The organism is candidate division WOR-3 bacterium, from assembly GCA_016926475.1.
Classification (GTDB): Bacteria; SDB-A; SDB-A; order SDB-A; family SDB-A; genus JAFGIG01.
Map to the genome: position 1 here is coordinate 18,176 of JAFGON010000029.1, position 24,069 is coordinate 42,244.

At 43.7% G+C, this 24,069-nt stretch carries 22 protein-coding genes; 20 read left to right on the plus strand and 2 right to left on the minus strand.

Going from position 1 to position 24,069, the window contains the following annotated elements; genetic code table 11:
• Positions 1-20: 20 nt before the first annotated feature.
• A complete protein-coding gene (buk, locus tag JXA84_02990; GenBank protein MBN1150169.1) occupies positions 21-1,088 on the minus strand; it encodes a butyrate kinase in 1,068 nt (355 codons plus the stop codon).
• Between the two features lie 111 nt (positions 1,089-1,199).
• Between buk and JXA84_02995 the strand changes: the two genes are divergently transcribed.
• The 19 genes from JXA84_02995 (at position 1,200) to JXA84_03085 (ending at position 22,512) form a co-directional block, all read left to right on the plus strand.
• Complete coding sequence (locus JXA84_02995; protein ID MBN1150170.1) at positions 1,200-1,595, plus strand: hypothetical protein; 396 nt, start codon at positions 1,200-1,202, stop codon at positions 1,593-1,595.
• Positions 1,589-2,788, plus strand: a complete 1,200-nt coding sequence (gene cdd / locus JXA84_03000; protein MBN1150171.1) for a cytidine deaminase — start codon at positions 1,589-1,591, stop codon at positions 2,786-2,788. Before JXA84_02995 ends, cdd begins: the two co-directional genes overlap by 7 nt.
• Entirely contained in the window at positions 2,731-4,023 is a 1,293-nt protein-coding gene (locus JXA84_03005) for a hypothetical protein (protein ID MBN1150172.1), read from the plus strand. The genes cdd and JXA84_03005 overlap by 58 nt, the downstream gene beginning before the upstream one ends.
• Before the next feature lie 158 nt (positions 4,024-4,181).
• Complete coding sequence (locus JXA84_03010) at positions 4,182-4,367, plus strand: Trm112 family protein (protein ID MBN1150173.1); 186 nt, start codon at positions 4,182-4,184, stop codon at positions 4,365-4,367.
• Positions 4,357-8,418: a T9SS type A sorting domain-containing protein gene (locus JXA84_03015; GenBank protein MBN1150174.1), complete on the plus strand. Its 4,062-nt coding sequence runs from the start codon at positions 4,357-4,359 to the stop codon at positions 8,416-8,418. The genes JXA84_03010 and JXA84_03015 overlap by 11 nt, the downstream gene beginning before the upstream one ends.
• 139 nt (positions 8,419-8,557) lie before the next feature.
• Complete coding sequence (locus tag JXA84_03020) at positions 8,558-9,598, plus strand: PorV/PorQ family protein (protein MBN1150175.1); 1,041 nt, start codon at positions 8,558-8,560, stop codon at positions 9,596-9,598.
• Positions 9,599-9,613: 15 nt separating this feature from the next.
• Positions 9,614-10,435, plus strand: a complete 822-nt coding sequence (truB, locus tag JXA84_03025) for a tRNA pseudouridine(55) synthase TruB (protein MBN1150176.1) — start codon at positions 9,614-9,616, stop codon at positions 10,433-10,435.
• Between the two features lie 3 nt (positions 10,436-10,438).
• On the plus strand, positions 10,439-11,338 hold the full coding sequence (ribF, locus tag JXA84_03030) for a riboflavin biosynthesis protein RibF (protein MBN1150177.1): 900 nt from the start codon (positions 10,439-10,441) through the stop codon (positions 11,336-11,338).
• Positions 11,329-11,598: a 30S ribosomal protein S15 gene (gene rpsO / locus JXA84_03035; GenBank protein ID MBN1150178.1), complete on the plus strand. Its 270-nt coding sequence runs from the start codon at positions 11,329-11,331 to the stop codon at positions 11,596-11,598. Before ribF ends, rpsO begins: the two co-directional genes overlap by 10 nt.
• 43 nt (positions 11,599-11,641) lie before the next feature.
• The gene (locus JXA84_03040) at positions 11,642-13,735 is read left to right on the plus strand and encodes a polyribonucleotide nucleotidyltransferase (GenBank protein MBN1150179.1); all 2,094 of its coding nucleotides are present in this window, start codon (positions 11,642-11,644) and stop codon (positions 13,733-13,735) included.
• Positions 13,736-13,759: 24 nt separating this feature from the next.
• Positions 13,760-15,025, plus strand: coding sequence for an insulinase family protein (locus tag JXA84_03045; GenBank protein ID MBN1150180.1), 1,266 nt, complete (start codon positions 13,760-13,762; stop codon positions 15,023-15,025).
• 2 nt (positions 15,026-15,027) lie between these two features.
• Positions 15,028-16,227: a pyridoxal phosphate-dependent aminotransferase gene (locus tag JXA84_03050; protein MBN1150181.1), complete on the plus strand. Its 1,200-nt coding sequence runs from the start codon at positions 15,028-15,030 to the stop codon at positions 16,225-16,227.
• The gene (gene dut, locus JXA84_03055) at positions 16,212-16,649 is read left to right on the plus strand and encodes a dUTP diphosphatase (protein ID MBN1150182.1); all 438 of its coding nucleotides are present in this window, start codon (positions 16,212-16,214) and stop codon (positions 16,647-16,649) included. Before JXA84_03050 ends, dut begins: the two co-directional genes overlap by 16 nt.
• The gene (locus tag JXA84_03060) at positions 16,618-17,676 is read left to right on the plus strand and encodes a glycosyltransferase family 9 protein (GenBank protein MBN1150183.1); all 1,059 of its coding nucleotides are present in this window, start codon (positions 16,618-16,620) and stop codon (positions 17,674-17,676) included. The genes dut and JXA84_03060 overlap by 32 nt, the downstream gene beginning before the upstream one ends.
• Positions 17,661-18,512 carry a lysophospholipid acyltransferase family protein gene (locus JXA84_03065; GenBank protein MBN1150184.1) on the plus strand — a complete coding sequence of 284 codons (852 nt, stop codon included), beginning with the start codon at positions 17,661-17,663 and terminating at the stop codon, positions 18,510-18,512. Before JXA84_03060 ends, JXA84_03065 begins: the two co-directional genes overlap by 16 nt.
• Positions 18,509-19,702: a glycosyltransferase family 4 protein gene (locus JXA84_03070; GenBank protein MBN1150185.1), complete on the plus strand. Its 1,194-nt coding sequence runs from the start codon at positions 18,509-18,511 to the stop codon at positions 19,700-19,702. The genes JXA84_03065 and JXA84_03070 overlap by 4 nt, the downstream gene beginning before the upstream one ends.
• Positions 19,695-20,546 carry a polysaccharide deacetylase family protein gene (locus JXA84_03075; GenBank protein MBN1150186.1) on the plus strand — a complete coding sequence of 284 codons (852 nt, stop codon included), beginning with the start codon at positions 19,695-19,697 and terminating at the stop codon, positions 20,544-20,546. The genes JXA84_03070 and JXA84_03075 overlap by 8 nt, the downstream gene beginning before the upstream one ends.
• Positions 20,547-20,728: 182 nt before the next feature.
• Positions 20,729-21,547: a UbiA family prenyltransferase gene (locus JXA84_03080; protein ID MBN1150187.1), complete on the plus strand. Its 819-nt coding sequence runs from the start codon at positions 20,729-20,731 to the stop codon at positions 21,545-21,547.
• Positions 21,544-22,512 carry a hypothetical protein gene (locus tag JXA84_03085; GenBank protein ID MBN1150188.1) on the plus strand — a complete coding sequence of 323 codons (969 nt, stop codon included), beginning with the start codon at positions 21,544-21,546 and terminating at the stop codon, positions 22,510-22,512. Before JXA84_03080 ends, JXA84_03085 begins: the two co-directional genes overlap by 4 nt.
• Here the strand turns inward: JXA84_03085 and JXA84_03090 are convergent.
• Positions 22,502-23,830, minus strand: a complete 1,329-nt coding sequence (locus JXA84_03090) for an MBL fold metallo-hydrolase (protein MBN1150189.1) — start codon at positions 23,828-23,830, stop codon at positions 22,502-22,504. The two genes, JXA84_03085 and JXA84_03090, sit on opposite strands and share 11 nt — an antisense overlap.
• A gap of 52 nt (positions 23,831-23,882) precedes the next feature.
• On the opposite strand from JXA84_03090, the gene JXA84_03095 reads away from it, so the two are divergent.
• Positions 23,883-24,069: hypothetical protein (locus JXA84_03095; protein MBN1150190.1), on the plus strand; the 187-nt coding region annotated here is incomplete at its 3' end.

Sequence of the window (24,069 nt, forward strand, 5' to 3'; positions counted from 1 at the left end):
TGACCGTTTTGTTTTTTTTCTCAGGCGTATTTGGCAGGTTTCACCTCGCCTCTCAAGACCATCAAAGCCGCCAGGTCAAGAGCCTCAAGCTCATCTTCTCCGGGAAACACCATTACTTGGGCTATCCAGGACACGTATTCCTCGATCTTTTTTGTCAATTCCTCTTGATGCGCCATTCCACCGGTGACGACTATAGCATCCACATCGCCTTTGAGAGCGGTGGACATGGCGCCGATTTCTTTGGCTATCTGATAGACAAGAGATTCAAATACTTTTTTTGCACCTCTGTTGTTGTCGTCGATCATTTTGAGCACTTTTCTGAGGTCGTCGGTGCCCAAATGAGCAGTCAATCCACCTTTTTTGAGTATCATGTTCATCATGTCCTTTTCGGAATATTCTCCGCTGAAGCACATTTTGACAAGTCCGGTAGCGGGTAGGTAACCAGTTCGCTGAGGGGACATAGGCCCTCCGTCGTTGGCGTTGTTCGCGTCGATTATTTTTCCCTTTTTGTGCGGGGAGATGCTAATCCCGCCTCCGAGGTGGGCGATGATTAGGTTCACTTCTTCGTATTTTTTGCCGAGTTTTTCCGCCGCTTTTCTTCCGACCATTTTCATGTTCAAAGCGTGTGATAGACTTTTTCTCGGCAGCTGCGGCAGACCCGACAATCTCGCCGGATCCTCGAATTCATCGACAGAAACAGGATCAGCTATAAAAGCCGGGCAATCTGCTTCAAGGGCGATTTCTTTGGCCAAAAGACAGCCTATCAAAGAGACGTGTTCCGCCTGGACGTCTCCTTTCATCACGTCTTCGATCATGGCTTCGTTTACTTCGTAAACACCGCCCAAAAGCGGTTTGAAAGGGCCCCCTCTGCCGATTACGGCAGAAAAGCCTGATATGTCGACTTTTCGGGACTTGAGTGTTTCCAGTATTATTTTCTTTCTGTATTGGTACTGGTCAACGGATCTGTTGAACTTCGAAATTTCGTTTCCTTCGTGTCTTATGACTTCAATAAACAAAGGTCTGTCGTCTTCGTAGAGGCCGATTTTGGTTGATGTGGCGCCTGGGTTTATTGTGAATATTTTGTACATGTCACCTCCTTTTCTAATCCATCTATTACTATACCAAAGTGCATTTATCAAGAAAAATGATATTTGACAGGGGTGGTTTTGAGCTTTAGAATTTGAAAAATGGAGGTTTAGATGAAAATTTTTGGAATTGCTTTTTTTATACTTTTTTTGAATACTGGTTTAGTGTTTTGTGAGACGTTTTCTCCTGTTGTACCGTACGGAAATTTGATATCGCCAAGGGATTATTTTTCTTCCAGAGATCTTTCCTATAATTTGGGGTTTATGGGATCATCAAACGGTGAAATGTATTCGTGGGCTGGCGTAACCAAATCTTTTATGCCATCGCAAAATCTTTTTGTTGATATAGACCTTTCTCTCGTCAGGCATTTTGGCGACCACACCGGCAACTATCTAATGTCTGGAGGCAAGATGACATATCTTGTCAACGATAAAATTACTTTGAACGTCAGTTTTGTCGCTCCTGCCATCAAGCTTGATAAAAATTCGGATATTATGAATTCATGGTGAGATTGAGTATTGTCCAATTTGCCCCCAGGGTGGGCGAAAAGGACTCCAATCTTCGGAAAATTCAAGATCTGGTTCAGAGGACGACCGGTGACGTTGTAGTGCTCCCAGAGCTTGCCACGACGGGTTACGCCTACCCAGACAAAAAATCCTTGCTGCCACTTGCGGACGAATTCTCCGAAGACAACTCCACCGTTAAGGTTTTCACCGAGTTGTCGCGTGAAAAGAAATGCATGTTGGTAGCTGGTTTTGCACAAAGACAGGGAGACGACCTTTTCAACTCAGCGGGTATTTTCACTCCTGACGGAAAAAAAACCGTCTACAATAAACTTCATCTTTTTTCCAGGGAAAAAAGAATATTCAAACCTGGTGACTCGCCGCCGCCGCTTCTGGTTTTCAAGAACGCCGTTTTTTGTCCTCTGATTTGCTTTGACTGGTTTTTCACGGAATTGTTCAGGCTGAGAACCATCGACGGAGCTCAGGTTTTTCTCCACTGCGCGAATCTCGTTCTTCCATGGTGTCAAAGATCAATGATTGAAAGAGCAATCACGAACAGAGTTTTCATAGCAACTGCAAACAGGATAGGAAGGGAGAGAGAGGGAAAAGACGACTACGTTTTCACCGGGAATTCCCAAATCGTCTCCCCGAAGGGTGATGTTCTGTCGTCTATAGGATTGGAGGAAGGGATACTCGAAGAGGAAATAGACCCTGATTTAGCCCTGGATAAAAACGTGACCGAAGAAAACAACTCTCTCGCCGACAGGCGGATGGACATATACGAAATCAGGTGGAAGGAAAAATCGCATGAAACTACAGAGGACATCTGCGCGAAAGCTGTAATCGCCAAAGAGATGGCTTATTCGCCATATTCTTCGATAAAGGTGGGAGCGGCACTTGAAGATACCGCCGGTCGAGTTTTCACTGGCTGCAACGTGGAAAACGCTTCATTTGGACTGACCGTCTGCGCCGAGAGGTCAGCGATATTTTCGATGGTAGCCTCCGGAGGCAAAATAATCCAAAAATTGTGCGTGGCTTCGGATCAGGGATTTGTTCCGTGCGGTGCGTGTCTTCAGGTAATTGCGGAATTCTCTGAAGATCCTGAAATTATAACGATAAACAAAAACGGGGAAAGAAAAACATGGAAATTTTCAGAATTGTATCCGGTGAAATTTTCAAAAGAAAACTTGCAAACCTGATTGTTCTCGCCGTTCTTGCTTCATGCGGACCTAAAAACGCTCCGAATTCCGTGGAAGATCAGACGGCTGTGAACCCCAACATAGTTTTGGAAGCAGTCCAGAAAACTTTCATGGTCTCCGGATTCATGGGTGATTTCAGAATACAGAGAAGAGGTTTTGAAATGTATCCCGACGGATTACTTGATTATTCCATACGATTTCAATACCCTGACAAAGTCCACCTAAAGCCAAAATCCACATCCCAGGAAGCATTTTCTGATGAGATTATCGGCATCGGGTCAAGAGAATACCATTTCGTTTCGGGAAAATGGCAGGAATACCCGAGAACAGACCTTTCAGATCTTTATTTTCAGACGGAACTCGTCCTTCTGGACAGCAATTTCATCTACGACACCGAAAAGTCATCACCAGGGAATTATGCTTTTGTCTTCAAGCCGAACCTTCCCCTTCTTGACCCTCTGGGCAAGATAATAACGTCTGGATTGATTGTGGTAGGAGCGAGCGACACAATAGTTAAATCTATAAAAGCATACAGCCCCGATTCTTCTTTTTTATGGAGCCTTGAGATAACTTCCATGGGGATTGAAGAAGATATTCACCCTCCTTCGCTTTTCTACTATTTCCTGAAAATTGAACCTGAAGATCTCAGCGACACTCTTTCAATTTCGCAAAGACTCAGAAACATTGGTTGTTCTAACGTAAAAATTTCGGCGTTCAGAAAGATTTTGGAAGTCGAACTGTTTTCCGAAAGGGAATTCGATTTCATAAAAAAAATGCTGACATCGAAAGGCGAATGGTCTGTATGCGAAGTGAAGTGGGTCGAAGAACCTTCTAAATATTTGATGGACAACGATCTGCTACAGGCGGAATACGGAGATGGAAGCCGCATCGACTATATCGCGGGGATTCCTTACAAACCCGTGGTCATTTCTGCGCCGATTCTGAATTTTTCAACCGACAGCATAGCCAGAGCGGACATTTCATACAGCGCCATAGACAGAATTTCTCTTGAAATTGAGTTTTCCGAATTTTCAAGCGCGGCAATCGAAGCTCTTCCTCAAGCATCAAAAATCGGGCTGGTCCTGGACAATTCGCTTGTCGCGATAGCTTGGGTTGAATCGCATGAAAACGGTTACAGCTTTATTTGGGAGAGAGAGAGTGAATTTGACATAGATTTAATCCTTTCAATCCTGAACTCGAAACCTCTTGCCGGGAAAATACTTTTTTTGAATTGATTTTTTTCACCGGCAGTATTTCAGGTCAAAATCAGTTGACAGGATACAAACCCTAAAATAGAATTTCCGAAGGAGTTGATAAGCATATTTTGTAAAAAAAAGTTAAAATCTATCTTCCTCTCCAACAGAGAATATATTCAAGGGTAAAGGAGTTTTTTATGCTTGATAAAAGACTGCTCGACATTATGGTCTGTCCAAAATGCAAAGGAGAACTTGAATACAAATCTGATATAAACAGGCTTTTGTGTAAAAAATGCAAACTTGCATACAAGATTGAGGATGACATACCAATAATGCTCATAGACGAAGCTGAGAGCATTGAAGGGGATTTATATGGGAATTAGAACCGCCGCCGCAGGACTTTTATTTTTTGTGATTTCTCTCGGAGTTCTCAGATCCGAAAGTTTTTTTGTGGACTGGGAGGTGCCCGAAATAGCCATTGAGGAAGTTTCTACTTCAACTGGAGTCTTTTCCGAAATAAAATACGGAGCTGAAATGTCCTGCTTTGGAGAAACCGGAGCTCCGATTCTTCCTTCGAAATCATTTATTTTTATTGTACCTCCGATAGGTTCCTACTCTTTCGACGTCACATTATCAGGATCGAGGGCTTATAAACTCGAAAATCCGGTTCTTCCCTTCCCTCGTTGGCAGGGCGAAGAGCTCTCGTTTATTCCCGAAGAAAAGCATTATAAGAGCGTTTATCCGGGCGTTTCTTACACGGAATCAAGACCTTTCAGGATGGGTTATTGGAAGCTTGTCCGTATAGAGGTCTATCCCGCTTCTCTTTCCGGCAACAATCTCGTGGTAGCGGAAAAGATAAAAATCAAAGCGAATTTTTCTGATTACAGTTCCTCGAATCCGCCCTCTGAGTCTTGGAAGAGAATAATTTCTTTTATGACGGCAAATCCTTCTTATTTGGAAAAATTTTCAATCGCTGAAAATACCAGTATGCGGATGTTTTCAAGCAGACCTTACTATAGGGTCTCCGTCATTGAAGAAGGACTTTATGAAGTGACAGGTTCGGACCTGCAGTCTGCGGGTGCGAATTTGGACGCCATAGACCCCTCCACGATATCTGTTCTCTGCGGAAAAGTAGAGGCTTTGAGTTGGTTTACCACGGACACCATATACGACAGTTTTCCCTATGAACTGCCGATTATTGTAGAAGACGGAGGAGACGACAGGTTTGACGAACAAGACAGAATTATTTTCTACAATTCTTCCCTGGCCGGTTACGATAAAAATTCGTTTCCTTACAGCGTTTTGTCCTACCACAGCCCCTGGTCTGACACGGCGGTCTATTGGATAGCATGGGGACAAGGTGATGGCAGACGAATTGTCAACGAAAATTCTCTGCCATTGACAGGGTCGAACATACAGACATCGTTTATCGACACTGTTCACATTGAGACCGACAGCCTAAACCCTTCTCAATCAGGGCTGAGGTTTATCCACAGGGAGATAGCGAGAAACACCGGCGATGAATACGCCGGTTTTTCAATCAGCTATGATGTCCACGGTGTAGCCGGAGCGGCAGAACTGCGTCTTCAAAATTTTTCAGAAGCTGTGGATTCGGTCAACGCCCATCAACTCAGGGTTGTATTAAACGGCAACCAGATCGGAACCGACGAGTGGTGGGGTAGTGAATACTCGTCATCCCCCAGAGTTTCGGTTTTCAATTGTGACGGAATTCTAAGAGAGGGATCAAACACTCAGGAAGTTCAGCTATACAGAGTTCATCCGAACACGAACGATTTTTTGATGTACGACCTCACCGACGTCATCTACCAGAGGAAATACACCGCCCACGACGGCACACTCGTCTTTGGCGTCAACCCCGGAGTCAGTGACACTGTTCTCGGATTCAACGTCAAAGGCGTAAACCAGGGCAATTTCTACCTTTGGAACATTGACGACCCTTACAACCCAACGGGAATAATTGGATGCGCCTTTTCAGGCGACACCGTAAAATTCGCCTGGAGAGGAGATTCATCTTCGAGGTTTGTCGTTTCAAACAACATAAAAAGACCGGTGAATATAAGATACGCGGACCCGAACAGCCTCAAGATGATTTCGGGAGCAGATTACATTATAATAGCGCCTGATAATTTCATGAACGCCGCGGAAAAACTTGCTTCTCACAGAAGAGTTCATTTTCCCGGAGGAATAACACCTCAAGTGATAACAGTAAGCATTCAGGAGGTTTATGACAATTTCGGCTACGGGATGTCAGACCCGACAGCTATTAGAAACTACCTCAAGTGGGCTTCGGAGCACTACAACCCTGTTCCGAGCTATGTCCTTTTTATGGGGTCTGGGACTTACGACTACAGAAACATAGAGAACAGGTCACCTTTCAGGGGGGTATTTCCAGCTCATGAGGAAGGTGGAACCGTCGCGTATTTTTCAATGCAGGACTTCAACCCATGTTTTGACGACTGGTTTGTCGATTTCGACGGGAACCGTTTTCCTGACATGTGCGTCGGAAGAATAACCGCTTTGACCAACGTCGACATAAGTCAAAATATCGAAAAAATAATAAGGTATGAAAATTCTTCTTCTTTCGGAACCTGGAAGAGCAGGGTTCTTTTTCTTGCAGACGACGAATATGCATCGAGAGTATCGCAGTCATACAATGAATACATACACAACTACCAGACTGAAAGCATTTCGAGCTTTCTCTCAAATGACTACCAGCAGGTCAAAGTTTATTTGATGAACTATTTGGGCACCAACCAAGTCGCTGGACCGCCCTACAATTATGACCCGGGAGAAAAACCTGTCGGAGCGCAGGACCTAAAAAGTGAAATCAACAAAGGAGCTTTCATGCTCCTTTTCATGGGACATGGCAACCTGACAGTTCTCACCCACGAGGCGGTTTTCAGAAATCCATCGGACGTCGACGCCCTTGAGAACGAGATAAGACAACCCATCTGCTATTTCGGCTCCTGCGGAGTTGGAGCTTTCGACAGGACCACTTACAGCTCGATGGCTGACGGAATACAGGTCAAACCCGACCGGGGGGCGATATTCTCCTGGGGCGCTTCAAGGGCTACTTATCCCTCAGACAACTATCCTCTCGCGGTCAATCTGATGACATACACAACAGACAACCACTTGTCACCCGGAGAAGTGACTTTGGTTGTGAAAAATATAATCCACGCGAACAGTTGGCATTACTTGTCATTCGGAGATCCAGCACTCATACCATTCAAAGATACACTGGGAATAACGCTGGGTTTAGAAAGAGACAGAGAATTGTCTTCGCTTTCGCAAAGAAATATATCAACCAATTCAGTGGAACATTCTATTGCGGCCTCTTTCACTTTGGCGCCCGTTGACACTGTCGACGGAAGGGTTAATTACACGCTGACCGGAAGCATAGGCGATCCTTCATTCGGAGACGGATGGGCTTCGGTCATTGTCATGCCCCCTCAGAGACCGGACAGCCACGACTACATGCACAGAGCGGTGCCCCTGCCTGGAGACTTCACGTACTATTATTCAGACCAGTTCATCCCGGGACTCCCAATTTACGAAGTGATGACGACGGTAAAAGACAACGTTTTCACCGCTTCATTTACAACCCCGGAAAAAATGCTTCGATCCGGCGATCAAACCGGCATGAGGAAATTCATGGTCTACGCCTACGCTTGGAATTCTTCGAGAGAGGCGAGGGGAAACCTCCAACTTCCCTGCTCTGGAATTGACGAGATGCCTTCTGGCGACACGTCGGCTCCGAAAGTTTCTATTCTCGTAAAAGGCAGAATACTCTCGGATTCAGGAGAAACCGTCCAGAACCCGCTTGAAGTTGAATTCGTCTTCGAAGACGTCAACGGAATTAATCTTACGCCGCTTCCAGAAAACGTGCTGTTTTTCCGAATAGACAACGAAGCTTTGGACACTTTGGCGGGAAGACTTTTCAAATACGACGTATCGAGCAGTGAAAGAGGCAGGATAAAGAAAACTTACGATTTTGGAAATGAATCCGGAGAACACGAGCTGACAGTGGGAGTTTCAGACAATTTGGGCAACAGGGGAGTATATACTTGGACTTTCAACGTTGAATCCTCTTCTGTTCCAGACATAACCAACATAATGAATTTTCCAAACCCTATGGAGACTTCCACCCATTTCACTTTTATTCTCACTTCTGGATACGCCGATGTGAAAATTGAAATTTACACTATTTCCGGTAAATTGATAAAAGTCGTTGAAGCCGGGGAGGTGACAAGCGGCTTCAACAGCGTTTTTTGGGATGGTTTTGATTCAGAGGGAGACAGACCCTCCAACGGAGTCTACCTCTACAGGATTGTGGCTGACACAAGAAGCTCACAGACCCAGGGTTCCGAAAGGGAGGTATCAAGAATCGGCAAACTCTTCATAGCGAGATAATCGCAGAAGGAAGGTATTTACCGGTTTCCAACCGCCCTTGAAGACGACTGAATTGAGACCTTTACAAATGACGATGCCGTCGATATCTTTATAAAGATAATTTTAAAGATGATAATTGGTGTAACATAGGAGGAATGAATTGAAGAAGATAATATTTGCCTTAACTCTACTCTTTATTTTGGTTCAGTCCATATGGGCGAGCACAAACCAGGCGGCAGCTATTTTCCTCACAATATTTCCTGGGGCGAGGTCTGTGGGTATGGGCGGCGCCTACACGGCGATTTCTGACGACGCTTTCGCCTGCTACTATAACCCGGCTGGTTTGGGTTTTATAGACACAAAAGTATTTTCGCTGATGCACGCCAACTGGCTCCCGGGCCTTTACCCGAGTATGTATTATGAATACCTGGGTTTTGCAATGCCTGTGAGCGACATTGGAACACTCGGGCTGAACTTTATATACCTGACTACGGGAGAGACGGAAGCCACGGATGAAAACGGAAACCAGATAGCGAAGTTCAGAACATTCGATTTGGCCGCGACGGCGAATTACGGCGTAGCCCTTTCCGACAAGCTTTCCGTAGGACTCGGTCTAAAGTTTATATACAGTTATTTAGCACCTTCCTGGCTTGTCAGCAGGCTGCTCAACACAAAAGGAGGAGGAGCCGGATCTTCCTGGGCTCTGGACGGCGGTGTTTTATACAAACCTTTCAGAAGCTTTTCTCTCGGGGCTTCCATTCAAAATATCGGCCCCGGCTTGAGTTACACTGAGACTGGCGAGAAGGACCCTCTTCCTCAGACTGTCAGGTTGGGTGTTTCATACCTTCTGGCGTCATACGAAAATCTTGAAGATTCGACTTTGGTCCCCAAAAAATTGTGGGAAGCGAGATTTTCTTTCGACCTCGTAAAAGTTGTCGTAGGCCTGATGGATGAGATCAAAGAAAGACAGTACAGTTATATTTGGGACGACACGTGGAAAGCTATGGGGTTGGAACTCGGATACTATGAAATGATCTATTTCAGGCTCGGCTATTTCATAGACGAAGCCGGCTCGAGAAAAGGTTTTACTTACGGCGGAGGGGTCAAATTCAGAAATTTCAATTTTGACCTTGGTATAGACTCGCCCCTTTACGATTTTCCCACGAGCAACTACAGGTTCACTTTGAATGTATGGTGGTGATGAAGAGATCTTCAATTGAAACTCAAATCCGGAATAATACTTCTCGACAAACCTAAAGGCATATCTTCTCGAAAAGCTCTCGATATAATAATCAAAAGAGCTGAACTTAAAAAAGCCGGGCACGCAGGTACAATAGATCCATCTGCGTCCGGTTTGCTCGTGATTTTGGCTGGTCAGGCGACCAAATTGAACAGATTTATACTGTCTGCTGAAAAAAAATATGTCTTCAAAGCTCTTTTTGGAAAAAAAACAGTTACTGACGATTCTGAAGGCGAGACAATTTTTGAAAAAGACCCGGGAAAGATGGAATTGACGGGTTTCAAAGTAGTCTTAAAATCGTTTACAGGACTGATAGCTCAAAGACCTCCATCGCATTCTGCCGTTAAAATTCACGGTAAAAGAGCTTACAAATTGGCAAGAAAAGGTCAAACCCCCGAACTGAAAGAGAGGATGGTCCAAGTTAAATCTCTCGAAGTGACATCGTTTGAGTGGCCTGAGGTGGAAATTGAAGCGGTAGTCACATCCGGCACTTATATAAGATCGCTGGCAAGGGATGTTGGAGATTTTCTAAATATTGGGGCTTATTGCGAAAACATCAGGAGAATTTCTATAGGTAAAATGAATGTCGATGAAGCCATAAATCTTGAAGATGAAATAGTTTTTTACCCTCTCGACAAAACTCTTTCTCATCTGCCTGAGATTTCAGATGTTTTCACAGAGAGGGATTTTTTTGACAGCCCTGGTAAATTCGCAGTTTTCCGCGATGGATCCGGGATTTTGTCAGGTGTTCTCGAAAAGAACGGCGACAGCACTAAGCTACACAAATTCAATTTTTAGATTATGCCTGATAGAGTCGTCACAGTTGGTATTTTTGACGGTGTTCACCTTGGACACAGAAAAATTATTCAAAAACTCAAAATTGTATCCAGGAACAGGCAACTCGAACCTGTTTTAGTCACTTTCAACCCGCATCCGAGAAAATACCTTTTGGGAAAATCGCCGACTTTGCTCAATGATTTAGATGAGAAAGTCAAGATTATAAAAGGTATGGGGATTAAAAATATTCAAACAATGGCTTTCGACAAGGAAATTTCCATGATGTCGGCTGAGGAGTTTATATCAGAAATTATCTTTAAAAAGTTTTCCGCTCGGCATCTCGTCATAGGCTTCAACCATCATCTCGGAAAAAACAGAGAGGGAGACAGCGATATCGTCAAGAAAATAACGCGTTATCTGGGGATGGGTTTTTCCCTCGTCAGGCCCAGCATAATTGACGGTGTTGTGGTATCGAGCACTTATATACGCTGCCTGTTGAATGAAGGCGACGTCGAAAAGGCGGCAAAACTTCTCAAGAGATTTTACAAAACCGGAGGAATTCACACTCGGGGAGCCGGAAGAGGCTCAAAAATCGGATTCCCGACGATAAATATCCTAACAAATCCCGAAATGACAGAGGTTGGGGAAGGGGTTTACGGAGTGAGAATTTATCTTGACTCCAAGCCTTTTCTTGGATTAGCATTTATCGGTAATTCTCCGATTTTTTCGGACGGCAGAAAATTTGAGGTTTTTATTCCAAATTGGAAGCCCATGGAATTCGGGGAGAGGATTGATGTAGAGTTTGTTTTTAGATTGAGAGATGTTCTGAAATTTGATAGCATTGAAGAGCTGAGAAGGCAGATACAAAAAGATGTCGAACAGCTGAATACGAAAAAGAAAGCAGGAGGTTTGAAGTGTCCATGAGTTTGTCTGAAAAAAACGAATTGATAAAAAAATACGCGAGAACACAAAACGACACGGGTTCACCCGAGGTGCAGGTAGCGATTCTCACAGAAAAGATCAAACTTTTAACCGAACATTTGAAAACTCATAAAAAAGACCATCATTCAAGAACGGGTCTTTTAAAAATGGTGAACAGGAGAAGAAAACACCTGAACTATCTGCTACAAAAAGATTACAAAAGATACACAGAAATCGTCAAGTCTTTAGGTCTGAGAAGATAATTTCCGGTTTGATACTTTTCATTTAACTTTTGGGAGTCGCACAATGCCCGTATTTGAATTTGATTTTTATTCCAAGAAGATGGTTTTCGACACAGGAAATTACGCCACGCAAAGCCACGGAAGCGTTTTGATTCGCTATGGAGATTCGGTTGTTTTAGTCACCGCGTGTTTTTCTAAAAAACAGCAAACGGAGGATTACTTCCCGTTGATGGTCGACTACAGAGAGAGAAGTTATTCCTTCGGAAAAATCCCAGGCGGTTATTCCCGCAGAGAAGGCAAATCAAGAGACAAAGAGATTTTAACCAGCAGGTTGATAGACAGACCTATAAGACCTCTGTTCCCTGAAAACTATAAAAACGACACGCAGATTATCTCTACAGTTCTCGCCGCCGACCCGGAAATGGATCCGGATGTTTTGGGTATCAACGGAGCGAGTTTGGCTTTGTGTCTCAGCCCTATTCCTTTCATGGGCCCTATAGCGGCGATAAGGTTGAGCCGGGTTGAAGGTCAGTTCATCGTCAACCCCACTTATTCCCAAATAGAAAAAAGCGATTTATCCCTTGTAGTCGCAGGTAATAAAGACAAGATAACAATGCTCGAAGGCTCGGCTCTTGAGATAAAAGAAGAGGACCTCGTTCAGGCAATCGAGTTCGCTCAGAAACCGATAAGAGAACTGATAGACAGGCAGGAAGAATTTCTCGGAGGTTTAAATGTCCAAAAAATATCTCTTGAAAATCCTACTAAACTGCCGGAAGATGTGGCTTCTGAAATCGTTGAGAAGTTTCGAGTAAAGGTCAAAGAGTTTTCTGACACGAAAAAGGGCAAAGAAGAGCGCGCTGACGCTCTCAACGCACTCAAAGAAGATGTTTGGGAGATTTACAAAGAATCCCGTCCAGAAGAAGAAAACCTGATTAAAGAAATCATTACAAGCCTTTGGAGCGAAGCCTGGCAATCACGCCTGAGAAATGAAGGTTTGAGGCCGGATGATAGAAGCGAAGACGACATAAGGCAAATAGACATAAAACTTGACGTTTTACCGAGAGTACACGGGTCGGCGGTTTTTAAAAGAGGACAGACCCAATCTCTTGCTGTGATAACTCTTGGTTCGCCATCAGACGAACAACGAATTGAAGACATAGAAGGCGATATGACAAAGAGCTTCATGCTTCATTATAACTTCCCCCCGTTTTCGGTGGGTGAGACGGGCCCTCAAAGAGGTCCTGGAAGAAGAGAGATAGGTCACGGCAACCTCGCTGAAAAGGCGATAGCGACCATCGTGCCGTCTGAAGACAAATTTCCATACACCATAAGGATAGTCTCAGAAATTCTCGAGTCAAACGGTTCGTCTTCGATGGCTTCTGTTTGTTCTTCTTCACTCGCTTTGATGGACGCGGGAGTACCTATCAAAGGGCATGTTGCCGGTATAGCGCTCGGCCTTATAAGCGCAGAAAATGATGACGAAAAAGATATAATACTCGTCGACATAGCCGGCGAAGAAGACCATGAAGGGGACATGGACTTAAAAGTCGCCGGGACAAGAAACGGCGTAAATTCCCTTCAAATGGACACAAAGATTGAGGGAATTTCGGTTAAACTTTTGAAAAAAGCTTTTGATAAAGCAAAAACTGCGAGGGGAAAAATTCTTGACATTATGGAACAAAAAATATCGAGTCCCAGAGAAAACCTCTCTCCGAACGCACCTCGCATGTACACTCTATTCATTCCAAAAGACAAAATCGGTCTTGTCATAGGACCGAGCGGAAAGACGGTAAGAGGCATTCAGGATCAGACCGGAGCGACGGTTTCTCTCGATGACAACGGCAAAGTCGTCGTCACCGCTGCAGATGAAGAGTCGGCGAAAAAAGCAGTAGACGAGATAAAAAATTTGACCCGAGAAGCTAAAGTCGGAGAGATTTACACCGGAACTGTCACAAAAACTACCGATTTTGGAGCTTTTGTTGAGATATTTCCTGGAAAAGAAGGACTCCTTCACATATCAGAAATCGACTGGAAAAGAGTGGCAAATGTAGAAGACGTACTTAAAGCCGGAGACACTGTTCAGGTCGAATGCATAAATTATGATCCCAAGGCTGGCAAGATAAGCCTATCGAGAAAAAAACTACTTCCAAAACCTTAGAAATAGAGGGGAAATCGGCTAAAAATGCCGGTCGGAAAACTTAAATATCTTCGTTCACATGAATTAAAATTTCAAAAAGTAGTCCTGAACAACGGACTTACAGTATGTTGGGAACAACTCGACCATTTGAGGTCTTGTTCTTTAGCCGTCATTGTAAATACGGGTGCCAGAGATGAAACAGAAAAATCATGGGGCTACTCTCACTTTATTGAACACATGCTTTTCAAAGGCACCGCGAAAAAAACACCTTATGAAATAGCCTCAGCACTTGAAAAAAAAGGCGGCTACCTGAACGCGATGACGGGATCAGAGAACACATGGGTCGAAGCCAGGTTTATAGACCATCAGCTTCCCGAAGTTATGGAATTGATAGGAGACATGCTTTCTGATTCTCTTCTCGAAAAAAAGAGCATTGAGGATGAAAAAGAAGTTGTCAGACAGGAGATCAAAAGCAGTTTCGATTCTCCGGACGATATGGTATTCGACCTTTTTTTCAAAGACATTTTTGGGAAACATCCGCTGGGCAGGTCCGTTTTGGGAAGTTATGAATCTGTCAAAGCCATAACAAGACCTAAACTTTTGAAGTATTATCGCCAAAATTACTCCAACACAAACACTTATATTGGACTTGTTGGAAATATATATGGCGATATTACTTCTCTTGTCAAAAAATATTTCAACCTTAGCTCAAATAAAAAAAACGTAAGAGCTGAATTTAAAAAAAGTTACATTGGATATAAAACGCATAGAAAAACTTTGGCGAAGCAGATAAACTTTATAATTGGCGGAGTGGCTCCCAACGCATCTTCTCCAGATAGATACAGGTTCCAAATTTTGATGAATCATCTTGGAGGCGGTTTGAGCAGCAGATTTTTCCAGCTTCTGAGAGAGGTAAACCCTCTTGTGTACAATGTCTCTTCTTTTTATTACCCTTATTCAGACGTAGGTATCGGTGGTCTTTACATATCAGTTTCCGCGGACAACTTAAAAAAAGTTGAAAAACTTGTAGAAAACGAAATAAAAATTATCATGGAAAACGGCTTCACGAAAGATGAAATTGAATTCTCCAAAGAACAGATGAAGGGCAATATCATTCTCGGACTCGAATCGAGTAAATCGAGGGTGAGTAAACTCCTGAACGACCAAATTTATAGAGGAAGGTGGATATCCATGGAAGAGACCGAATCGGAGATATCAAAGGTCACTGACCAGGATGTCAATGTTGAAGCTTTTAAATTTTTTTCTGATAAAAACATAATGAGGACTTACCTGAAACCGAAAGCGAGGTGACGATGAGCTCTATCAATTTGTCTAAAAAAGCGATAGAAATGCCTGCCTCACCTATTAGAAAACTTCAGACGTATTCAGACGAAGCTAAATCTAAAGGAGTGGGAGTTTATCATTTGAATATTGGACAACCCGACATAAACACCCCAAAAATCATCTTTGAATCCATGCACAAGTGGGACAGTCAAGTTTTATCCTATGGACCTTCCAACGGCATTTTTGAGCTCAGAAAAGCCGTCAGCAATTACCTCGAGAGATTCGACGCTAATTTTCTGCCCTCTCAGATCGTAGTGACACAAGGCGGCAGCGAAGCGATAGTTTTCGCTATGCAGGCTATATGCAACCCCGGGGAGCAAATAATTGTCTTCGAGCCCTTTTACACGAATTACCTCGGTTTTTCAAAGATGGCCGATGTTGAGTTGGTGCCGGTTGCGACTTCGGTCGAAGACGGATTCAGAATTCCGAAAGACGAGGTCATAGAACCAAAAATCACCCAAAGGACAAGGGGCATTATTATATGTTCACCAAACAACCCGACAGGGACTGTATATACTCATGAAGAAATGGAAAGGATAGCTCGACTCGCCCGAAAGCATGACTTGTTCGTGCTCTCGGACGAAGTTTACAGGGAATTTGTCTTTGACGGTAAAGAGCATGTCGGAATATACGCGTTTGACAATATAGCGGACAGAGCTATTGTAATGGACAGCGTTTCAAAGCGTTTTTCAATGTGCGGGGCAAGAATAGGGTACTTGGCGACAAAAAATCCAACCCTTTCTGACGCTTTTCTTCGGTTCTCCCAGGCACGCCTTTGCCCAGCTACAGTAGAGCAAATCGGAGCTTTAGCGGGATTTGAGCATTATGACGAATTTATACCGGACATGATCAAAGAATATGAAAACCGAAGGAACACAGTATATGAAGAGATTTTGAAAATAAAAAAAGCTTTCACACTCAAACCCGAAGGGGCTTTTTACTGTGTCGTTAAACTGCCGGTGGATGACGCCGACGAATTCGCCAAATTTATGCTCACTGATTTCAATTACGAGGGTCAGACCACAATGGTAGCCCCGGCAAATGGATTCTACGTCTCGAGAGACAAGGGAAAAAACGAAATCAGAATTGCTTATGTCCTTGAAGAAAAAAGGTTGAAATCCGCGATAGATGTCCTTGAAAGAGGTATAGAAGCATTCAATTCGAGGTAAAATACATCTTTTTAAACCCGGAGGCATACCCTCCCGAATATTCAACGGAATTCTCCGCCGGAGCGGATTTGAGAAGTTGCGAGGAAATAATCATCAAGTCGTTTAATTGGGGCGCCGTCAGAACCGGCTTGGCAATTGAGATTCCACAAGGGTTCCACGCGGAGATAAGACCGAGGTCGGGTCTCGCTCTCAAGAGCGGCATAACTGTGCTCAATTCACCCGGCACCATAGACTCCGACTACAGGGGCGAAGTTTTGATAATACTCGCGAATTTTTCCAAGGATGATTTCATTGTTCAAAAAGGCGACAGAATAGCCCAGATGGTGATAACGGAATCCCAAAAAGCCGCTTTTGTCAGATTCGATTCCCTTTCATCGACACGGAGGGGTGATGGCGGATTTGGCCACACAGGAATCAACTGAAAAGATTTTATTCAGCATTTGGCCAGGCCTCGGAGACATTCTTTTTTCGACTCCTTCTTTTAGAATACTGAGAAAAAAAAAACCGAACGCCAAAATAACCGTCGTCAGTTTTTGGGGCGGAGCGGGTAAAAAACTCCTTGAAATGAATCCTTACGTAGATGAAGTGATATTTTCATCTCCGGGTCGGATATTAAAACTTCTCTCCGAGTTTAAAAAAAGAAAATTCGACATCGGAATCGAACAGTCTTTTCCGGTTTTTTGGTTTTTCAAACTCGCCAAAATAAAAAAAAACTTCAGTTTTGCCGACAATTTTTTCTGGTGGCTTCTGCCAATTTCTCCCAAGAAAAACGCCGATCTGCACGCAAGCGAGCAATACCTGCTCGCGATAGATAAAATTGACGGCGTAAAACTCCGGGACAACAAGGGGTACGACCTTTTTTTATCCCAAGAGGAGACTGATAAGGCGAAGCGCCTTCTCAAAGATTTGGGTGAAAAAAGAAAATTGGTAGTCCACCCCGGAGCCAGGTGCAACAAAAATAAAAGATGGGACATAAAAAAGATAATTAAAACCTTGGAAATTGCCGTCGAATCAAACGACTTGATCACGATCACCGTCGGGGGAAAGGAAGACGAGGAGAACGCTTTTTTGATCGAGAAATCTCTTGGATCCAAAAACCTGAATTTAGTCGGAAAAACAAATTTAAGAGAGACTGCCGCGGTTTTCAGCGAGTCAGACCTATACCTGGGGCATGATTCAGGTCCTACCCATCTCGCATCCATATTCATTCCTATCGTGGCAATTTTCGCTTCGTCCAACCCAAAAAACTTCCGCCCTTTGACAGACAAAGCGATAATTGTCAGACCCCGATCTTCATGCTCGCCTTGTTTTCATTTTCCAGGTTACATGAATCTTTTCTGGGGTTTGAGGCTGAGGTGGTTTAACTATTGTCCCGCAATGGACACAATTAGCGTCCAAGAAGTCGTTGGCGCAATAGACGAGGCTCTGAGAAAATGGCAAAAAAAATGAAGGCGGCTTTTTGGATCTGTTCCAAAACAGATCCTCTTGTAATTCAGTTTTCTGTGCTGGCAACGGCTCTTGTTATAATGATGTTCGCCCGGGTAAAAAGGCGCGTGATAGCGGATAATTTCAAGTCTATGGGGCTGAAACCACAACTAAAATCAACTTTTAGGGTTTTTTACAACATGGTTTTCAACATAGTTGTCTTTTTAAGAAGCCTTGAAAAGGGGATGGATGAAATTGCCATGAGGACAAGCTTTGTAGGTATAAAAAACTTAAAAAAAATATCCACTAAAAAAAGTGTAATCATGGTCACCTGCCACCTTGGGTTATGGGATCTCGCGGCGAGGTACTTGGGTTTTTTCGGCATAGAAGTAATAGCTGTCGCTGAGTATAAAAACGTCAGCCATTTCCATTACGAACTCATGAAAAGGGTGAGGTCTTCTTCTTCGGTTCAAATACTGCCTCTCGAGAACGATACAACCCCTATAAAATTGGCGAAATTTGCAAAGAGGAATAAGGGCGCTGTCGCTCTAGTAGGCGACAGGGACATATCTGGGACTGGAAAAGAGACCGTTTTTTTCGGCAGAAAAGCTCGCCTGCCCCTGGGCCCATCTCTTTTGGCCGCCCGTCTTGACATACCCGTTGTTATAGGATACTTTGTTAGAAGTAAGGCGTGGAATTACAGAGCTTACACTTCAGAACCTATATATTTGCCCAAAGGCTGCTGCGACATGAAAAAAAAAACAGAAATGTATTTTGACGGAATCAAAAACGCTATGGAAAAGATAATTGCGGAGTACCCCGATCAGTGGATCATGTTTCATCCGCCGTGGATAAAATGAGACGAAAACTAAAAATCCTCATACTATCCGACGTCTATTATCCTACCCCAGGAGGCGTAAGCGAGCACATTTATAATTTTGCCATGAACATGAGAAATCGGGGGCACAGGGTTGTAATTGTCGCGCCTAGGGGACTGGGGAAAAAAAAATCACCCGACGGGGATTTTGACGTAATCAGGGCAGGAAAAGCAATACCATTCAGGGCTAACAAAAGCGTTGCCAAGGTCACGGCGGGTTTAAGAGTTTATTGGGAAGTAAAAGATATCATCAGAAATTACGATTGGGATGTGATCCACACCCACGGACCTTTCGCTCCGGTAATGCCTATGTTGGGGCAAAAATTCGATTCGAGAGCTTCTCTGATAGGAGAACACGTAACAGCAAAAATCGCAACTTTTCACGCCAGTTACAGAAAAGTTTTGCCCTACGAGATTTTCAAAGCTTACCTAAAAAAACCATTTTCAAAAATCGACGGTTTGATAGCTGTGAGTGAAGAAGCAAAGAAAAGCGTCGAGCAGTATTTTGAAGGCGATTTCGCGATAATACCCAACGGAGTCAATTCTGAATTTTTTAATCCAGAGCTCAAGAGAATTGAAAACTTCGACAGCTCTGATTTCAATATTTTTTTTGCCGGGAGATTTGACCCCAGAAAAGGGGTAAACTACCTGGTCAAAAGTTTCTATTTTATTCTTAAATTCGTACCCAACGCGAAACTCTGGATAGGCGGCGGCGACAGATACAGAAAACTCGGCCTCGACCTGATAATGGCAAGGTTGAAAGCCAAGAATCATGAAATCGCCAAGAGGGTCGAATACCTCAAGTTTATCCCTTTTTCACAGTTACCCCGTTATTTCAAAAGTGCCGATGTTTTTTGTTCGCCGGCGATAGGCGGAGAGAGTTTTGGAATAGTCCTTATAGAGGCAATGTCATGCGGAACTCCGGTTGTCGCTTCGGACATACCCGGGTACAGAGAAGTCGTCTCCGACGGGAAAGACGGACTTCTTTTCAGGCCTAAGGACATAAAAGACCTTGCAAAAAAAATAGTGTTTTTAGCGCAAAATCCAGAAGTTAGAAAAAAAATGGGTTTTGCAGGAAGGGAAAAGGTTCTCGCGAAGTATTCTTGGGACAAAGTCACCGACATCATCGAAAACTACTATTACGATATTCTCATCCAGAAGTCCCATGAATAAAAATCAGTTTTCCGCCGGAGTTGCAGGAGCTTTTTTTTCTTTTTATATCTACAAAAGAGGTCTTTTCGACAAGTCCTTAACTCCGATACTCCTTTACCACGACGTCACGGACAGGTTTTATTGGACGTTTTCGAGGACTACAGTTCACTTGTTCAGAAAACAAATGTCTCTGCTGAGAAAAAAAGACTTTTTCGGCGTCGGAATAAAGGAGGCTGCGAGAAATAAAACATCGGATAAAATGTTCGCGATAACTTTCGACGACGCTCTCGAATCTGTCGCAGAGAACGCTTTTCCTGTTATCGAAGGGGAGGGATTCAAAGCTGATGTCTATATAGTGACCGACTATGCCGGCAGGACAAGCGCTGAATGGGACGTAAATCTCGGAGGCATAGTCAAAAAACACATGGACTGGGACAAAATAGCCTTCTTGTCCCAAAAAGGATGGGGGATAGGGTCGCACTCCTGCACGCACAGAGATTTGACCTTGCTGACGCCCGATGAGGTGAGTGAAGAAGCCGAGAGATCCAAACAGGAGATTATCGAAAAAACAGGAGTCAAACCGGCTTTTTTCAGCTATCCGTTCGGAAGGACAAACCCAAAAATAGCCCGAATAATACAGAAAGCCGGCTACGACGGCGCTGTAACTTCCTACCCTAACCGCAATTCGTGTTTTGACCCTTTTATGATCGGCAGAAGACCGGTCTATCTCTTCGACAGCGCCTTTGACGTCCTGAGAAGAGTCGAGAGATCTTCTTGGAAAAATATTCCCTACGACTTTGCAGGGAGAGGCATAAACTTTTTCGCGAGGGGAGTCGGAATTTACAAGGAAAAAATCGAAAAATGACCCTGCAGTTGACGAGGTCTCCGAAAAATTTCGCTGAAAAAATTTTAGACAGAATATTCGTTATGAGAATTTTTATGCATTTTCCGTTTTCCGGCATTTTGATGCTCGGTTATTTATACGGCCTGCAAACTTCTTCCGACGGCGGCTTTATTGCTCTGTTTCTACGAGCAAATACATTCAATATGAAAATTTTTGTATCTTACCTCGTGTTTTATGTTCTAATGGGCGGAACATACGTTGTAAACCAGATCATAGACAGGCAATCGGACCTGATAAACAGAAAGAACTATTTCATCTCCGACGGACATATGTCGATTCAGTCCTCGGTTTTAGAAGCAATTATCCTTTACTCACTTTCACTCGGCTTTGCCCTTTACTTGTCCTTAAAAGGCTATTTCGTAGGCGGGGCTGCATACTTCTGGGCTGTATTGTCATCTGTCATTCTCGGGCTACTGTATTCCGTAAAACCTTTCAGGTTGAACGCCAGACCGGGTCTGGACATGGCTGCAAACGCTTTCGGTTACGGTTTTTTAAACCTATCCACGGGTTATCTCGTCGTGGCGCCTTTCGGTTTGGATCTCGTGAAAATCGCGGCACCGATTGTTCTCATAGGTCTTGCCGGATTCGGCTCGACTACAATTGCGGATATTGAAGGGGACAAAAAAGACGGTAAAATCTCAATAGGAGTCTTTCTCGGAGAAAAGAAAACCTACTGGTTCTCCATAATTCTCTACATAGCGGCTTTTGTGCTCTCGTTGCTAATGAAAAATATTCCATGTCTTTTCGCTTCCGCGATAGCGATTCCAGCGCATATTCTGGGTTTAACCAAAAGCACAAAAAAGTCGGCGCTCGTGACGATGAGAATAAGCAACGCCGGTCTCGTTCTTATCTCTTTTGTAATTTTTCCGGTTTTGATAGCCGCTTTTCTGCTGGTATTTTTGATGACGAAACTATACTACAAAAATAGATTCGGTATTGACTACCCTTCGCTTACGAAATGAACGACCAGAAAAAAAAGATATTGATAAGAGAGGGAGGCGTTTCAAAAAGGCCTGGCTGGCCATTTCTTTTTGAGATGGGGTTGCACGTCGAAGGGCTTTTTGATGAATTCGTTTCTGATGATGATAAACAAATCAGTTCTTTCAGGGAACTTTCCGCTTTTAAAAAAAGAACATTGCCGAAAATACTCAGAGCAGGGGAATTCTCCTCAACCCTCGTGGATAACCTTGAATATCAGATTTTGCACCACGTTATTTACACAGAGTACGTAATCAACTTCACTAACTTCTCCGAAGACCTCAAATTTCTCGACGACACTCTGATGTCAGCTTATTACCTGCTAATGGAGAAATCACAGCGGATGGGTGGATATTTTTCAATTGTCCCTGAACTGGAAACATCTGTGGAAGAAAAGATTTTCATAGATTGCCTCGAATTGTGTGTCGACCTCAAACACAGAAACATAATAAAAGGGATTTTGCTCCTCAGGAGAGGCGATGCTTCCATATCGACCTACTCGAACAAAATAAATGATTCCGGTCTTAGTTTGATACTTGATTTTTCGACTAAAATTGACAAAAACAGATTCTTTGAAGAGATAGGACTTTCCGGAGTTAGAAGAATTCATTACAACGCGAGGATAGAAGGCTTTTTGAAAGAGATGAGAAAGAAAAATATCTCAATTCAGATTTCACCGACATCGGACGTGTCTTTTTTTTCTAACTTCTCCTTCGCCGACTATCCTTTCGTAGAATATTTCAGAAAAGGCAACAAAACAGTTGTTTCCGGAGGATACCCCAAGCTGACGGACACATCCACCGAGAGTGAATTTGTACTTCTCAAATCGTCTTTTGGACTGTCGGTCGAAGACATATTGACGATTTCAAAATACTCCGCTAATTATGCTTTTTGCGACGAAGCGGCGAGAGAGTCTCTTTTGCAAAAAATCGAATCTGTCAATCCGTGAGATAGACCGTTTCGCCAAGTGACGGCCTGTGCACTTCAAGTTCGGAAGATAGCTCGGATTGTATGTTTTCGAGTGCGGGTTTGTCGCCGTGAACGAGTATTAGTTTCGAGGGCGACATTTTTTTCACCATGCTCAGGAGTTGAGTTTTGTCCGAGTGTGAAGTTATTCTGAAAGATTTGATGTTTGGATTGCACTTTTCGGCTTTGTCTCCTCTTTTGTCGAGATCCACAATTTCTCCTATTGCCGAATTGAGTATTCTGTGAGCCGGCGAGTCCGGATCTATGTACCCAACGAAAAATATTGCATTTTTTTCGCTTCTCAATATCCTTCTCGCCAATTTATACGACGGAGTTCCCGGCATGACCATACCGCTGGTCATAAGTAAAATAGACGGCCCGTAGTCCAGAATTTTATCTATTGAAGTGTCTCCTCTGAGGTTGATTTCCACAGCCGAATAGGGTCTGTATGTGTTTCCCAGATATTTTGTGTACAATCTTTTAATTTTTTTCCCCAGCCCGGCAAGGACAATCGGTACGTAAGGTATTTTTCCTTTGCTCATGAGTTTTTCGCAGATCCCGAGGACTTCTTGGGTTTTACCGAGGGCGAAAGTTGGGCAGAGGACGGATTGCCTTTTGTCGAGTATTTTGGATATTTCTCTGGCAAAAATTTCTATTTCTTCATCCCTCCTCAAAGCCACATCTTCTTCCAGTCCCAGAGTTCCTTCCATTATAAGCACATCGGGTTTGAGGTTTTCAATATCTGCTCCAGGGACAGTCATTTGATCGAAAAGCGATATATCTCCCGTGTAGAGAACCGTGATTTTGGGGGATTCAACGAAAAAAGACCTTGCGCCCAGTATATGTCCGGCTTTATACGAGAATACGTTTACGTTTCCTTTGAGCCTTAGAGATTGGGATTTACCCAGTGGTTTTATGGATTTTGAAGCTTTTCTCGCGTCTTTTTCTGAATATAGAGGTTCAGGAAAATTTTCGGGGTCTTCCCGGTAGTGTCTTTCCTGGACCGAAGCAGAATCTTCGAGCATGAACCTGCTGATAGCTATGGTAGGCTTGCTCGCGTAGAATTGAATCTGTCTGAAAAAAAGAGGCAAAGCTCCGATGTGGTCGAGATGGGAATGGGTTATCAAGCCCAAATCAGGCAGAGAAGAGAAGAAATCGACAACAGGCAGGGCTTCCGAGCCGATTTTTTTCGGATGCATTCCGCAGTCGAGAAGTATTTTTGACCCGTTGAGAAAAAGCGAAAAAGAACTCGCTCCGATCTCGTTGCCGCTACCGAACACTTTTAAGAAATCATTTTCCATGCTAATATTAAAAAGCTTTGCCAACTAAACATCAAGCATTTTCGGGAGGTTTATGACGGTAATCAAGGGATCGGATTTGACAGGCTTAAATCAGGATCTTCTGATGGACGAGTCTAACATGCCTGATTCATGGTGCGAAATAGCCTACATTCCGGAAAAATTGGAAGAGGCAGGAGAAGCTGTTGAAATTTGCGCCAGCAAACGCATACCTTACACGATCTCATCAGCAAGAACAGGGC